The organism is Pontivivens marinum, assembly GCF_900231835.1.
Taxonomy (GTDB): Bacteria; Pseudomonadota; Alphaproteobacteria; order Rhodobacterales; family Rhodobacteraceae; genus Pontivivens; species Pontivivens marinum.
Genome location: NZ_OCTN01000007.1, coordinates 28,082 through 42,585, shown reverse-complemented (window position 1 = coordinate 42,585; position 14,504 = coordinate 28,082). Strand labels below are relative to the sequence as shown.

Here is a 14,504-nt window from a genome sequence, read left to right as displayed (position 1 = left end):
TCAGCGCCCCAGATAAACTTCGACGACTTCGGGATTGGCCGAAACGTGGTCGATGGACCCCTCGGCCAGCACACGGCCCTGATGCAGCACCGTTACCTTGCAATTCAGGGCGCGCACGAACTCCATGTCATGTTCCACCACGATGACAGTATGCGTACCGGCCAGATCGCGCAGCAATTCCGCCGTGCGCATGGTTTCATCATCGGTCATGCCCGCCGCCGGTTCATCGACCAGCAACAACTCCGGCTCCTGCGCCAATAGCATCCCGATTTCCAACCATTGCTTCTGCCCATGGCTCAGATCAGCCGAGGGGCGCGCACGTTCGTCCGCCAAGCGGACCAGATGCAGCAATTCCGTAATCCGATCCGCATGCGCCGGTGTTTGGCGCGCAAACAATGTGGCAAAAACCGAGCGGTCGGTTTTCAGTGCGAGGCCGATATTATCCTCGACACTCAGACTCTCAATTACCGTCGGTTTCTGGAATTTCCGTCCGATGCCCAGACGGGCAGAGCCAGCCTCATCGGTTTTGGTCAGATCGACCTTCTCATTCCAGAACACCTCCCCCTTATCGGGGCGGGTTTTGCCGGTGATGATGTCCATCATCGTCGTTTTGCCCGCTCCGTTCGGCCCAATAATCGCGCGCAGCTCGCCTTTACGCACATGCAGGGACAGGCCGGTGATTGCCTTGAACCCGTCAAAGCTGCGCTCAACCCCGTCCAAGTATAACTGCGCGGTCATGGCGTCACCTCCTTGACCGGCTCGGTTCGTCGCAGCTTGGCCCAGCTTTCCTCGATCACGCCCAGCACGCCGCGTGGCATGAACAGGGTGACAAATACGAACAGGCCGCCCAGTGCGAACAACCACATCTCAGGAATCCAGCCTGTCAGCAGCGTCTTGGCCAAGGCGACAAAGATCGCCCCAATCGCCGCACCGACCAAGGTGCCGCGCCCGCCCAGTGCAACCCAGATCACAATCTCGATCGAGTTTGCCGGCGAAAACTCACCCGGATTGATGATACCAACCTGCGGCGTGTACAGCGCCCCCGCAACGCCGGCCATCATGGCCGACACAACAAAAACGAACAGCTTATACCCCTCAACACGGTAGCCCAGAAACCGCGTGCGGCTTTCCGCATCCCGAATACCGATCAGCACTTTACCAAGCTGGCTCAAGGCTATTGCCTTCGCAATCATCAGACCCGCAACCAAGGCAACCGCGCTGGCGATAAACAAACCGGCCCGTGTTGCATCGGATTGCAGGTCAAAGCCCAGCACATCCTTGAAATCCGTCAGGCCGTTATTGCCGCCAAATCCCATCTCATTGCGGAAAAAGGATAACATCAACGCATAGGTCATCGCCTGCGTGATGATCGACAGATACACCCCCGACACACGCGACCGGAACGCGAACCACCCGAAAACAAAGGCCAGCGCACCCGGCACCAGCATGCACATCAGCGCCGCAAACCAGAATTGATCGAAGCCCAACCAGAACCATGGCAGCTGCTCATAGCTCAAAAATACCATGAAATCGGGCAGAACCGGATCGCCATAAACGCCCCGCGTGCCGATTTCGCGCATCAGGTGCATGCCCATCGCATAGCCGCCCAGCGCGAAGAACGCACCGTGCCCTAGGCTGAGGATACCGCAATATCCCCACACCAGATCCAGCGCCACGGCCAGCAAGGCATAGCACAGATACTTGCCTGACAACTGCACCACATAGGATGCAACGGGTTTGCCCTCGATCGCCAGATTGCCCACCGGAATCGCAACAACGGCTATGAACAGCGCGATCAGGAAAAACCCCATGCGCCTGTCGATTAGTTTGGTCATGAATCCACCGCACGGCCCTTGAGCGCGAACAAGCCGCGCGGCCGCTTCTGAATGAAAAGGATAATCGCAACGAGGATCAGGATTTTTGCCAGCACAGCACCGACCCACGGCTCCATGAATTTATTCGCAATGCCCAGTGAGAATGCGCCCGCAAACGCACCCCACAGGTTTCCGGCACCGCCAAAGACGACGACCATAAAGCTGTCTACGATGTAGCTTTGCCCCAAATTCGGTGACACGTTGTCGATCTGGCTCAACGCTACGCCCGCCAAGCCAGCAACACCTGCGCCCAGCCCGAATGTCATCGCATCGACCCAACCGGTGCGAATACCGACGCTGGCCGCCATCGCGCGGTTCTGCGTCACAGCCCGCATTTGCAGGCCAATCGGCGTGCGCTTCAACACCAGCATCAGCGCGGCAAACACCGCCAGCGCAAATACCAGGATCCAGATCCGGTTCCACGTCATGGCCATCTGCCCGATATCCACAGCGCCCGACATCCATTCGGGATTACCGACCTCACGGTTGTTCGGGCCGAAAATCGAGCGGACCGCCTGTTGCAGGATCAGGCTGATGCCCCATGTCGCCAGCAATGTTTCCAGCGGACGACCGTACAGATAGCGCACAACCCCCCGCTCAATCGCCACACCAACCGCACCCGCCGTGACAAAGGCCAGCGGCACCGCAATGGCCAGCGACCAGCCGAACATCTCGGGGAAGGAATTTCGGATCGTCTCCTGCACCAGATAGGTCGTATATGCGCCGATCATCACCAGCTCACCATGGGCCATGTTGATGACGCCCATCACGCCGAACGTAATCGCCAACCCAATCGCAGCCAGCATCAGGACTGAACCCAGCGAGATGCCGTACCACAGGTTTTGCGCCAAGCCCCATGAGGCGATGGACCGCTCAATCTTATCCGTTGCCGCTTGGGCCTCACCCGCCAAAACGGGGTCCGTTAGTGCGGGCGACAATGCGGATAGCGCATCACGATCCCCACGGGCGGCCAGCGCTGCAATCGCGATCCGTTTATCAGCCTCGCCCGCGTCAGACCGCAGGACAGCCGCCGCGAGTGCTTGCTCAAAAACTGTCGTGACTTCTGGGTCGGTTTCAGCGGCCAGTGCGGCGCGCAGGGCGTCGATTTGCTCGGGGTCACGGGCGCGGAAGGCACGTTCGGCAGCATCCAACCGCACAGCCGGATCGACATTTTGCAGCCCCATCCGCCCGATGGCCGCTGCGATATCGCGGCGCAGGCCGTTATTGACGCGCACGTCGCGGGCATCGCGCCGTCCGACAACGCCGATACGCTCCTCGCTCAGCACATCATAGGCAACATCGTCATCGCCCTCATCCCGCACCGTTACGATGCGGCCGTCCTCACGCAGATAGCTAAGCTGACCGTCAGAGAGCAGTTCCAGCACGTTCAACGCACGGGGATCACCGCTGAGCGCGATGGCGTTCACCACCTGTGCACGATCATCGAAATCGCCATCAGGTAACGAGGTTACGAGGTCCTCCAGCCCCTGCGCCATCACGGATGCGGGCAGCAGGAACAGGATCGTCAATGTTCGACGCAACAGGCGGAGCATATGAAATTCCGGGAATGAAGTTCAGGTGCCGCAGCACCGAAAACCGGGGGCGCAAATGGCGCGCCCCCGAATTCTGCGCTGGCTTACTCAGCCGCACCGCCGCATGTGCCTGTCTCAACATTGAAGTTGCCGCAGGACATTGGCGCGCGCCAGTCGGAGATCAGGTTCGCACTATCAGGCAGGTAGTCGGACCATGCATCGCCAGCGACCAGACCGGATGTTTCCCAAACGATGGAGAACTGACCGTCATCCTGAATCTCACCCACCAGAACAGGCTTGGTGATGTGGTGGTTCGGCATCATCGCGGAATAGCCACCGGACAGGTTTGGAACGGTTTGACCGATCAGCGAGTCAATGACGGTATCGACATCGGTGGTGCCAGCAGCCTCAACCGCCTGAACCCACATGTTAAAGCCGATATAGTGTGCCTCCATCGGGTCATTGGTTACGCGATCTTCGTCGCCGATGAACTCAATCCAGTCATCGATGAAGTCGTAGTTGGCATCGGTATCGACAGACATGAAGTAGTTCCATGCTGCAAGGTGACCGACCAGCGGGGCTGTATCCAGACCGGCCAACTCTTCCTCACCAACCGAGAATGCGACGACGGGAATATCCTCGGCCGAGATACCCTGGTTGCCCAGCTCACGGTAGAATGGAACGTTCGCGTCGCCATTGATGGTGGACACCACCGCAGTTTTCATACCCTCGGAACCGAAGGCCGCAATGTCGCTAACGATGGTCTGCCAGTCGGAGTGACCGAATGGCGTGTAGTTGACCATAATATCTTCCTGCGCGACGCCCAGCGACAGCAGGTACGCCTCCAGAATACGGTTGGTTGTGCGCGGATAAACGTAATCGGTTCCGGCCAGAACCCAACGCTCGATGCCTTCCTCGGCGATCAGGTAATCAACAGCGGGGATTGCCTGCTGGTTTGGCGCAGCACCGGTGTAGAATACGTTACGCTGGGACTCTTCGCCCTCGTACTGAACCGGGTAGAACAGGATGCCGTTCAGCTCCTCGAATACTGGCAGTACCGATTTACGACTAACGGATGTCCAGTTGCCGAATACGGCGGAGACTTCCTCAACTTCCAGCAATTCACGCGCACGCTCGGCAAAGAGAGGCCAGTCGGATGCGGGATCAACGACAACAGCTTCGAGCGGACGGCCCAAAACGCCACCGGCGGCGTTCTGACGCTCAATCAGCATCAGCATTACGTCCTTCAACGTGGTTTCGGAAATAGCCATCGTTCCCGACAGCGAGTGAAGAATACCGACCTTGATCGGCTCACCGGACGGTGCGTCCTGTGCGAATGCCGGCGCCGCAATGCTGAGCGTGGTGGCGCACAGGGCAGCCTTGGCGGCGGAGGAGAATTTCATCATGTGTTTGTCTCACGATAGGACGCGCGCCTACCCGACCAGACCCGCATATTGCCGTAGCAAACAACAAGTCCTACCTATGGCAGGCAACGTCACGTTGCACCCGTGTGATGGCGAGCTCGGTTCCAAGCGTCTCGTCATCACACATCCCTTGCAATCACAGGTGGGCCTGCTCTTGCGTGAACTATCAGGGGGCTGTTCCTGAGATGCGGCAAGGATTTTTGCTCACACAATTGTCATAAATCGACATGTGATGAATTTTTAGGCGAGCAATTCGTGCGTTGTGCGAATTCTAGTCAAAAACTTCGTTCAAATGATTGCTGAATAGCGATGCTTGCGCTGCCTTAATGCAAAATGATGCTGAAACAAAAAACGGCACCGCATAAATACGGTGCCGTTTCTATGGTCGTACAGAATCGCTCAGTTAAGAACGGCTTGCCCTTGATCATCAAAGAAATGTAGGTGATCCGCACGGAATTGCAGTGCACATGCCTGACCCGGACGCAAATCGGTGTCACCATTAATACGCACAGTCACCTTTCCAGCATCGCCACATTCAACAATTACAAAAGTATCGGAGCCCAGATACTCCAACACATCCACAACTCCGTCCAAATGGCCGTCGCCCGCAGTGGTCATGTCGATATGTTCAGGCCGGATACCCAGTGAGGTTGCGGACCGTGAGCGCCCGTAGGCACCACCGCCCTGCCCAGGCAGAACGAATTGCGCACCCTCGGCCGTGCACGGCATCACATTCATGCGGGGGCTGCCGATGAACTGCGCCACAAACAGGTTCGCGGGCCGCTCATACAACTCACGGGGGGAACCGACCTGCGCGATATGGCCCCCATCCAGAACCACGATACGGTCGGCGAGTGTCATCGCCTCAACCTGATCGTGGGTCACATAGATCATCGTGGATTTCAGCGACTGGTGCAGCTTTGCAATCTCGTACCGCATCTCAACCCGCAGCGAGGCATCTAGGTTCGAGAGTGGTTCATCGAACAGGAACGCCGTTGGTTCGCGCACGATGGACCGCCCGATAGCCACACGCTGACGCTGTCCGCCCGACAGATCCTTGGGACGGCGATCCAGAAACGGCTCCAGCTTCAACACACGCGCCGCGTCGTTGACCTGCCGGTCCAGCTCCGCCTTGGGCACGCCTGCCGCCTTTAGCGAGAAGCCCATATTGTCACGCACCGACATATGCGGGTACAGCGCGTAGGACTGGAACACCATGGCCAGACCGCGTTTCGAAGGCGGCTCCGCCGTGGCATCACGCCCTGCAATCATGATCTGACCGCGACTGGTTTCCTCCAACCCTGCAATCATGCGCAGCAAGGTGGATTTACCGCAACCCGACGGCCCGACGAAGATGATGAACTCACCCTCGTCGATGCTCAGATCAACGCCCTTGATGACCTGAGCGTTGCCGAACCACTTCTCAACGGATTTCAGCTCGATTGATGACATTACGCAGCCCCCCTTACGGCATCAGCTTCGGCGCCTTGCCCTGCCCATGTTAGCCAGATTGCAGCCGTCCATGTGAAGTCAGCGCCGCCGCAGGGCGTCGCGTCATTCGGATCGAAATATTCGTAGAAGCCATGCTGCCGGATCAGGCTCTCCGTCTCTGCACGCAGCCGCTCTGCCAGATCGGTGCGACCGGAATCGCGCAATCCAACGGCAAGCAATGCGTTCAGCACCGGCCATGTCGGGCCACGCCAGTATTTGCGTGGGTTAAAGATAGCTGCCTCTGGATCAGCCGACGGAATGCCATAGCTGACGCTGTCCCAAACCCGCATTAACTGCGCGTCCAGCGTCGGATTTCCAGCATCGGCCAGATAGGCGAGGAACGCGCCTGATCCCAGAACATTCGCAAACTGTCCGGTGCGCAGATCGCGGGCATCATAGGCGCCCAGCTCCTCGTTCCAGATCAGGGGCAGTGCATCGCGCAGCGCCTTGGCCCAGCCCTCCAACTCAGTCACATCATGGCCAAGGGCGCGGCCCATCACGGCCAGATCCTCATCCGCGCGCAGCAGCATAAAGGTGATCCCCGGATCGGCCATCAGGAACGGACCGTCCGCAACGACTTGTGCCTGATCCCAGCCTGCATTCCGCCCGAAATTCACCATGGTGATATAACGGTCGTAATCTTCCTTGGTCGGACGCATCTCCGGATCAACATGACCGGTATCGCGGCGCTCATAAGGCCCGGCATCGGCGCCGTTCACGCCCGCCATGCCGATATCCCAATCGGGGCAATTGTCACGGCCCGACTCCCACGGATGGGTGATCGCAGCGGGACCGTGGGTGCAGCGCACCTCATGCCACCAACGGTGCCAAGCCAGCAGTTTGGGATACAAAGCTGCCATACGGTCGTGGCCTGCCTCCGGGTCCATCTCCCACACCAAACGGGCCATGGTTGCCGCAACGGGCGGCTGGGTGATGCCAGATGTCGGGGGCGTTTGCCCCGTGCGCCAAATCTCCGGTCCGGGGAAATAGCCCGGATCGGGCGTGTGGAAAATGATGTGAGGCACCATGCCAGTATCCCACTGGCTGGCCATCAGCGTATCCAGCTCATCCCATGCGCGTGGATTGTCAAAGGTCGCAAACCCCCACGCAGCAAAGGCGGAATCCCAGTTCCACTGGTATGGATACAGCCCGCGGGTCGGCAACGTGTAGCCGCCCCGATCGTTACCACGGATAATTGCGCGTGCCTGATCGTCTAAAGAAGACATATTCAGCCCTTAACCGACCCTGCGGTCAGCCCTTTCGTCATAAAACGTTCCAATCCCAAAAACAGCGCCATGATCGGCACAGTCGCAATGACCGAGCCCGCCATCAGGTGCTGTCGCGGAATTTCAGAGGAGTTGAGCGACGCGATCCCTCGCGTCAGCGTAAATTTCGATGGATCGTCCAGCAGCATGAAGGCCAGCAGGAATTCGTTCCACGCGATCATGAAGACATATAGCGACACACTAGCCATCGCCGGCAGGCTGAGCGGCAAGGTGATTTTCCAGATCACGGCGAGGCGGCTTAGCCCGTCCATCAGACCTGCTTCCTCAATCTCCGCCGGTAGTCCGCGGAAATACCCTTGCAGCATGTACAGCGCGACGGGGATCGTTGTGACCGGATAAATCATGATGATCCCGCCCAGCGAGTTGCGCAGCCCCGTCATCGAAAATGCGATGTAGATAGGCAGCGCCAGAACGATCATCGGCACCATGTAGATCATCAGGATCGAGCGTGAAAACGCCGCCCGCCCCCGAAACCGCAACCGCGCCACGGCATAGGCACCGGGCACCGCAAATAGCAGCGTGATGAACACCGTCAGCACTGAGATCACAAAGGAGTTGAACAGATAGGTGCCGAAATTGAACTGCGTGAACAGCTCATCATAGGACCGGAACAGCTCCATCCCCTTGCTAAGATCGATGGAGAAATCCAGTGGGTTCTGGATCAGCTCCGACTGGTTTTTCAAGCTGGTCAGGACCATCACATAGAACGGGATGATCACGATCGCGGTAAAGAAGATATAGCCGAAACCGGTCATGAACCGGATCACCGCCGCCTCGAACAAGTGCCGGTTATTATCGCCCGGCTGAACCTCATCCAGCATCAACCATAGGCCATATGCCGCAAAGCCAGCCGCCGCGACCGCGCCCAATAGGGCCGAGAACATCGAAACGCCCTCGCCCGTGACCAAGGGACCAAAGCCGATCAGGCTGGCAACAACCGTCACCACACCCGCCACAACTGGCCGCCAGACCGCGCCACGCAGGCAGCTCAACCCGATGACAACGCCCCAGATCAGCGATCCCAGCAGCGAGGGGCGAAATGCCGACCCCGTTGCGAACGACATCGCGATAGCAACCGTCGTTGCAATCACAAACACCCACAACACACCCAGCAATGGTGCAGTGATATATCCACGTCGCAGCATGTTCATCACAGCCCCTCCTCTTGCGAAATGAAGCGTAAAAACAGCAGCGAGAACGCCAGAAGACATCCAAAGATCACCACAGCCACAGCAGCGCCTGCGCCGATGTTCGAGATGGCAAAGGCTTGCTCATACACATTCACCGTCAGCGTCCGCGTGCCCGCATTACCGCCGGTCAGCAGGAAGATGTCGTCGAACTTGTTGAACGTCCAAATGAACCGCAGCAGGAATAGCACGCTAAGAATACCCAGCAATTGCGGTACGCTGAGATACCAGAACTTCTGAAACGGCGAGGCCCCGTCCATATCCGCCGCCTCAAACATATCGGTGTCGATGCTCTGCATTCGCGCCAAAATGAACAGGAAGCTCAGCGGGAAATAGCGCCAGATCTCGAACAAAGTCACCATGATCAGCGCCAATGGCTTCTCACCAAAGAAGTTGATGCTGGTCTGCGTCACGCCCATTTGCAGCAGCAACGCATTGGCCGAACCGGAAAACGGATCGAACAGCAATATCCACGCAAAAGCGACCGCAATCACAGGTGAGACATAGGGGAACAGATACAGCCCCCGCATAATCCCCTGCCCCTTGAACGACTTGTTCAACAGCAATGCAGCAAACAGGCCAAATAGCAGCGCCCCTACAGTGCCGAACACCGTGTAGAAAACCGTGACGCCCAGCACGCCCCAAAACTCGTCGCCGCTAAAGATGCGGGTGAAGTTGTCTAGGGTGAAGGTTCCATCGGTCAGCACGCTGGACGCAGAACCCTGTGTCAGTGCCGTACTGTCCTGTGGCCTACCGCCCGCATCCAGAAACGCCTGTTCGACAATCACGGGGATCATCAGGTTTTCGCGGTAGCCACCCTGCCAATCGCCCATCTCACAGCTCAGCGCCGAACCGTCCAAGGTACAGCGTGGGTCCAGCTCCGTGATGATCAGTCCATCCGGCACCACATCGGTGAAGCTAACGTCCGTAATAACCGTGTCCTGTGACGAATTGCGCAGGCGGTAGCGGATCGTCGCCTCATCACCGGCCTGTTCTGGGCCGCCGCGCAGGTCCTCACGCAACACCACCTCGGGCGCGCGCAGATCGGCGAGGCCAACCGGCTTCACACTGATCCAGAAAATGGCCAGCAGGGGCAGCACCACGACAAGCGCAACTGCGGTAATTGTGGGCAACAGCAATCCCCATGCCAGACGCGCTTCACGTCGGGCCAGGGGACCTGTGCCCTTTGGGGGGGCTAGGTCAGTCATTTGGGCAAAGTGCTCCGATCAGGATCACGCAGGGGAAAACGGGGCCGGCATAGGCGGCCCCGTTTCCGGTTTAGGCTTACTCGACGGAGGCGATAGCCTCGTTCAGCGCAACAACAGTTGCGGCTGCGTCACGCTCACCATCAATATATTCGCGGACCAAGCGGTTGATGACCTGCGAGTTGATGATCTTGGATGCCGCAGCAAGCTGCCCATCCTCAACACCCCAACGCTGTGCCACATCCAGACCACCGACGATTTCGTCGATCATCTCTTGGGCATACAGATCACCCAACGGCGCGCGGCGATCTACGCCAACGTCCAGTGTAGCCCACAGGTCCGTGAACTCGGTCGGGTTGTCCGCTGTACCACGACGTACCGGGAACTTGCCCTCAGGCGCGATGGCCAGAGTGGAGCCGTAGCCCTCACCCAGCGAATATTCCACGAACTCCATCGCCGCATCGGTGGATGCATCGGAGGTTACGCCGAAGTAACGGATATCACCCCATGCAGCGCCATCAGGGTTCGATGGACCTGCAAAGTTGGTCACAATACCCGTCGCCGCCGCCAGATCGGAGGAGGTAGGATCGTCGTTGATCGTGGGTGGAGCGCTGTCGCGTAGACCGGCCAGTTCATCAAGGATGAATGGCGACCAGATGATCATCGCCGCATTGCCCGAGAAGTACAGCGAGCGCGACTGATCCCAGTAAAGATCACCGGGAGGGGATGCCTCAGCGATGGCCTTGTAGAATTCCAGAACCTCGATCGTCGCTGTTTCATCCAGCGGCTGAACGCCATCCGGCCCAACAGGCGACACGCCATTGGCGAGGAACACGTGCTCCAGAACCTGGCTCATGAACCCCTCGTCAATCTTGGTCGCAGCAACAAATCCGTACATCTCTGGCGGGTTGTGCAGGGCATCAACAGCGGCCAGAACGTTGGCATAGGTGGTTGGTGCCTCTAGCCCGTTCGCCTCGAACAGATCAGCGCGGTACACGACCATCTGCGTCCAGCCATCCGCCGGAACCGAGGCAAAGCCATCAGCCGTCGCCGCCATGCCCAGCGCACCGGATGCGAAGGTATCAGCGCCCAGCGCCTCGATAATGTCGGTCGCGGCATCTGTATCCAGAATGCCGGCATCGGCCCATGGCAGGGCGTATTGCAGCGTGTGGTAGATCACGTCAGGCAGATCGCCCGCAGCATAGGCCGCAGTGGCGCGTGTGCCCAAATCGGACTCAGTCACGGGGATCACCTCAACCGTGTGGCCGGATGCAGCGGCGAAATCGGCGGCCATCTGTTCCTGACGGGCCAAACGCTCTGGCTGTTCCTCAGTTGTCCAGAACCGCAGTTCCTCAGCACTTGCAGCCGCACATGATAGGATCAGCGCAGTGGCCGCCCCTGACATCATTAGGGTCTTATGTTTCATTTGGTAGTCCTCCCGTTGAAATTGTTGGTCTAATTTGCACGCTGATATCTTTGTTCAGTCGTGCGAATGCTGTGGTGGCGGGCCCGCAGACCCGCGATCCAGAAATTGCGCATGGACGGTTTCACGCAGGTTCTCGACCGGCTCACCCATGATGCGGCGGATCAGCAGCGCGCTAAGCCGTTTACCCGCCTGTGTAAAATCGACCGAAAATGTTGACAGTGGCGGCGTCAAATACGAGCCATCCGGCGTGCCGTCATAGGCGATAACCGACAGGTCCCGCCCGATGGACAGCCCCTGCCCCGCCGCCGCGCGGTAAACGCCCAGCGCGGACATATCGACGGCACAAATAATCGCGGTCGGTGGCGTTTCACTGGACAGGATTTCCAACGCGGCAACCTCACCCTGTCCGATGGTCACGGCGTCCTCGCACATATGCGCGGGATCAATCGGCAGCCCCTCCTGCGCCATAGCGCTCAGGAAACCATCGCGCCGCAACGGGGCATAGGTGTATTGCATACCGCCATTGATAAACCCGATACGCCGATGTCCCAGCGCAGCCAGATGGCGCACGGCGTCATGCATCGCATCCTCGCCCAACACATCGAACCACGCGCACCCCGTCGGATCATCCGCGCGGCCAAACAGAACAAAGGGCACATCGGCAGCGCGCAGCAGCTCAACCCTAGGATCCTTGCTCAGCGTGCGAGGCAGGATAAAGCCGTCCGCCTTGCGATCCGAAATCATGGAGCGGAACGTTTCAAGCGCGGCGTCCTGACTGTCACTTGCAGCGATGGTCAGGGTCCACCCCTCCTGACTGGCGCCCTGTGACAGACCGGCCAGGAACTCTGCTAGAAATGGGCGTTGCGCATCGTGATCGGAAAGCTGGATCACCAAGCCCAGCGATTTGGTCCGACCGGTACGAATTGCCTGTGCGTGGCTCAACGGGCGATAACCCATCTTATCCGCCATCCGCCGCACCCGCAGGCGGGTCGCCTCGGAGATATCGGAATAGCCGTTCAGTGCCCGCGATACAGTCGATTTGGTCACGCCCAAGGCGTCGGAAACATCCGAAATGGTCACACGCAGACGCTGTGATCGCAGGTCATCATGATGTCGCTCAACCGCCAACTGGTATCCTCCTGCGACTCAAGCTCAACAACGAAACCGGTTTCGGCAAGCAATATCTCGCAAGAATTGCACGAGGCCAAAATCACATAGCACCTGACCACTCATGCGCTTGAGGTTGCCAAATCCTAGATAATCCAATCTTTTCAGTAAGTAGCGTGGCGGAGCCCAAGCAGCCTCATAGCGCTTTGAAATATGCACGAAACGCTGACCCGACCCAGCTTTGACTCCGATCAGCAATGGGTATAGCAAGCGTGTATCCAACTGGATACAAGGATTGACCATGCCCGAGACCACAGATATGTCACAGGGTGAGCTGGCCTACTCCCAGCTTTACGACGCCATTTCCCGTGGTGACTTTCACCCCGGCGAACGTCTGCGCGAAACCGATATCGCCGACCGGTTGAGCATATCACGCACCCCCATCCGAGAAGCCCTGCGACGGCTTGAGGCGGACGGTATTATCGAGCACCGCCCCCGCATCGGCGCCGTCATCCGGCAGCTCAGCCATACCGAGGTCGTGGAGCTATACGAGATGCGCGCTGTCCTGGAACGCACCGCTGCCGAGATGGCCGCAAAACATGCGCTTGAGGCTGAAACGGATGAGATGGCCGCGCTCAACACTGCGATTGAGGCCGCAGCACTGGACCCGCATCGTGCCGCGACGATCAACCAGCAATTCCACAGGTGTCTATATCTGGCGACCCGCAACCGTTTTCTGCTGGGGTCAACGCGCACTTTGACCAATGCAATGCTGCTGCTCGGCCCGACAACATTGGGCGATGATGAAAGGCTCGCGGTGGTTTGCGCCCAACATGCACAGATTATCGACGCAATCCGGCAGGGCGATGCCCAACGTGCAGGGGCGGCTGCGCAGGAGCACCTGCAAACATCCCTGAGGCACCGGTTAATGGCGATGCGCACATGATCCGCATCCTCGCAACTTTCACCATCGCTGGCGCTGGCGTTGCCACGTTTATCGCGCTTGATTTACCGCTGCCATGGCTGCTCGGCCCGATTTTGGCCTGCCTCGTGGCGGCATTACTAGGCGCGAAGTTGAAAACAATCGGCACGCTGACCACAGCGATGCGGGGCATTTTGGGCGTTGCGGTGGGGGCAACTTTCACGACGGCGCTGCTGGCATCCATGGCCGGCATGTGGCCGACGCTGCTTTTGATCCCTGTCATGACCGCGCTGATCGGTGCGATCGGGGTTCCCTATTTCCAGCGATTGTGGGGCTTCGATTTCCCAACGGCTTACTACTCTGCCATGCCCGGTGGCCTGCAAGATATGCTGATCTTTGGCGAGGAAGCAGGCGGTGACGTGCGCGCCATGTCACTGGTCCATGCAACCCGTGTTCTGTTCATCGTGGCCACCCTGCCCTTTATCCTGCGTGCCTATTGGGATGTTGATCTAAGCGTCCCGCCCGGTGCGCCTGCCTCCTCTATCGCGCTGTCGCAACTGGGGCTGATGGTGATCTGCGGGCTGGTCGGATGGAAGGTAGCGGAGCGGGTTGGCCTGTTCGGAGCCTCGATCCTCGGCCCGATGATCCTCGCCGCGATCTGCGCGCTGAGCGGCCTGTTGCAACATCGCCCGCCGGTGGAGGCGATCTATGCCGCGCAATTTTTCATCGGCATGACGGTGGGCGTAAAATATGCAGGCATCACCCTGAGGGAGATCCGCATCGACCTGACCGCCGCATTGGGTTTCTGCGTGATCCTGCTGGTGCTGACAGTCATCTTTGCCGAAGGAATCTACTTCTTCAACCTCGCCCCACCGCTGGAAACCCTGCTGGCCTTTGCGCCCGGTGGACAGGCAGAGATGGCGATTTTGGCGTTGATCGTGGGGGCCGATATGGCCTTTGTCATTGCACACCATGTTTTGCGCATCCTGATTGTCATTATCGGTGCGCCGCTTTTCGGACGGATTTTCGGGCGATAGCGCTGCCCGTTGA

12 protein-coding genes are annotated in these 14,504 nt (G+C 58.8%); 2 read left to right on the top strand and 10 right to left on the bottom strand.

The annotated features are described in order from the left end of the window. The 10 genes from urtD to CR254_RS14270 form a co-directional block, all read right to left on the bottom strand. Positions 1 to 738, bottom strand: a complete 738-nt coding sequence (gene urtD / locus CR254_RS14315) for an urea ABC transporter ATP-binding protein UrtD (RefSeq protein ID WP_097931150.1) — start codon at positions 736 to 738, stop codon at positions 1 to 3. Further along, positions 735 to 1,835 carry an urea ABC transporter permease subunit UrtC gene (gene urtC / locus CR254_RS14310; protein WP_097931148.1) on the bottom strand — a complete coding sequence of 367 codons (1,101 nt, stop codon included), beginning with the start codon at positions 1,833 to 1,835 and terminating at the stop codon, positions 735 to 737. The genes urtD and urtC overlap by 4 nt, the downstream gene beginning before the upstream one ends. Further along, on the bottom strand, positions 1,832 to 3,427 hold the full coding sequence (gene urtB / locus CR254_RS14305; protein WP_097931146.1) for an urea ABC transporter permease subunit UrtB: 1,596 nt from the start codon (positions 3,425 to 3,427) through the stop codon (positions 1,832 to 1,834). Before urtB ends, urtC begins: the two co-directional genes overlap by 4 nt. Before the next feature lie 83 nt (positions 3,428 to 3,510). Continuing rightward, positions 3,511 to 4,812 (bottom strand): urea ABC transporter substrate-binding protein, encoded by a 1,302-nt coding sequence (gene urtA / locus CR254_RS14300; protein WP_097931144.1) that lies wholly within the window; start codon positions 4,810 to 4,812, stop codon positions 3,511 to 3,513. A 417-nt stretch (positions 4,813 to 5,229) separates the two neighbouring features. Then, complete coding sequence (locus tag CR254_RS14295) at positions 5,230 to 6,282, bottom strand: ABC transporter ATP-binding protein (protein ID WP_097931143.1); 1,053 nt, start codon at positions 6,280 to 6,282, stop codon at positions 5,230 to 5,232. Continuing rightward, positions 6,282 to 7,547 (bottom strand): MGH1-like glycoside hydrolase domain-containing protein, encoded by a 1,266-nt coding sequence (locus CR254_RS14290; protein ID WP_097931141.1) that lies wholly within the window; start codon positions 7,545 to 7,547, stop codon positions 6,282 to 6,284. The genes CR254_RS14295 and CR254_RS14290 overlap by 1 nt, the downstream gene beginning before the upstream one ends. A 2-nt stretch (positions 7,548 to 7,549) precedes the next feature. After that, a complete protein-coding gene (locus CR254_RS14285) occupies positions 7,550 to 8,758 on the bottom strand; it encodes a carbohydrate ABC transporter permease (RefSeq protein WP_097931139.1) in 1,209 nt (402 codons plus the stop codon). Further along, on the bottom strand, positions 8,758 to 10,002 hold the full coding sequence (locus tag CR254_RS14280; RefSeq protein WP_097931137.1) for a carbohydrate ABC transporter permease: 1,245 nt from the start codon (positions 10,000 to 10,002) through the stop codon (positions 8,758 to 8,760). The genes CR254_RS14285 and CR254_RS14280 overlap by 1 nt, the downstream gene beginning before the upstream one ends. A 76-nt stretch (positions 10,003 to 10,078) precedes the next feature. Continuing rightward, the gene (locus CR254_RS14275; protein WP_097931135.1) at positions 10,079 to 11,425 is read right to left on the bottom strand and encodes an ABC transporter substrate-binding protein; all 1,347 of its coding nucleotides are present in this window, start codon (positions 11,423 to 11,425) and stop codon (positions 10,079 to 10,081) included. A 54-nt stretch (positions 11,426 to 11,479) separates the two neighbouring features. After that, positions 11,480 to 12,553 carry a LacI family DNA-binding transcriptional regulator gene (locus tag CR254_RS14270; RefSeq protein WP_097931133.1) on the bottom strand — a complete coding sequence of 358 codons (1,074 nt, stop codon included), beginning with the start codon at positions 12,551 to 12,553 and terminating at the stop codon, positions 11,480 to 11,482. 280 nt (positions 12,554 to 12,833) lie between these two features. On the opposite strand from CR254_RS14270, the gene CR254_RS14265 reads away from it, so the two are divergent. Continuing rightward, positions 12,834 to 13,478 carry a GntR family transcriptional regulator gene (locus CR254_RS14265; protein ID WP_097931131.1) on the top strand — a complete coding sequence of 215 codons (645 nt, stop codon included), beginning with the start codon at positions 12,834 to 12,836 and terminating at the stop codon, positions 13,476 to 13,478. After that, on the top strand, positions 13,475 to 14,491 hold the full coding sequence (locus CR254_RS14260; protein ID WP_097931129.1) for an AbrB family transcriptional regulator: 1,017 nt from the start codon (positions 13,475 to 13,477) through the stop codon (positions 14,489 to 14,491). Before CR254_RS14265 ends, CR254_RS14260 begins: the two co-directional genes overlap by 4 nt. Positions 14,492 to 14,504 lie beyond the last annotated feature (13 nt).

Coding starts and splice junctions, on each gene's coding strand:
- urtA (WP_097931144.1), bottom strand. CDS start 4,812: ATGATGAAATTCTCCTCCGCCGCCAAGGCTGCCCTGTGCGCCACCACG.
- urtB (WP_097931146.1), bottom strand. CDS start 3,427: ATGCTCCGCCTGTTGCGTCGAACATTGACGATCCTGTTCCTGCTGCCC.
- CR254_RS14265 (WP_097931131.1), top strand. CDS start 12,834: ATGCCCGAGACCACAGATATGTCACAGGGTGAGCTGGCCTACTCCCAG.
- urtC (WP_097931148.1), bottom strand. CDS start 1,835: ATGACCAAACTAATCGACAGGCGCATGGGGTTTTTCCTGATCGCGCTG.
- CR254_RS14260 (WP_097931129.1), top strand. CDS start 13,475: ATGATCCGCATCCTCGCAACTTTCACCATCGCTGGCGCTGGCGTTGCC.
- CR254_RS14285 (WP_097931139.1), bottom strand. CDS start 8,758: ATGAACATGCTGCGACGTGGATATATCACTGCACCATTGCTGGGTGTG.
- CR254_RS14275 (WP_097931135.1), bottom strand. CDS start 11,425: ATGAAACATAAGACCCTAATGATGTCAGGGGCGGCCACTGCGCTGATC.
- CR254_RS14280 (WP_097931137.1), bottom strand. CDS start 10,002: ATGACTGACCTAGCCCCCCCAAAGGGCACAGGTCCCCTGGCCCGACGT.
- CR254_RS14295 (WP_097931143.1), bottom strand. CDS start 6,282: ATGTCATCAATCGAGCTGAAATCCGTTGAGAAGTGGTTCGGCAACGCT.
- CR254_RS14290 (WP_097931141.1), bottom strand. CDS start 7,547: ATGTCTTCTTTAGACGATCAGGCACGCGCAATTATCCGTGGTAACGAT.
- urtD (WP_097931150.1), bottom strand. CDS start 738: ATGACCGCGCAGTTATACTTGGACGGGGTTGAGCGCAGCTTTGACGGG.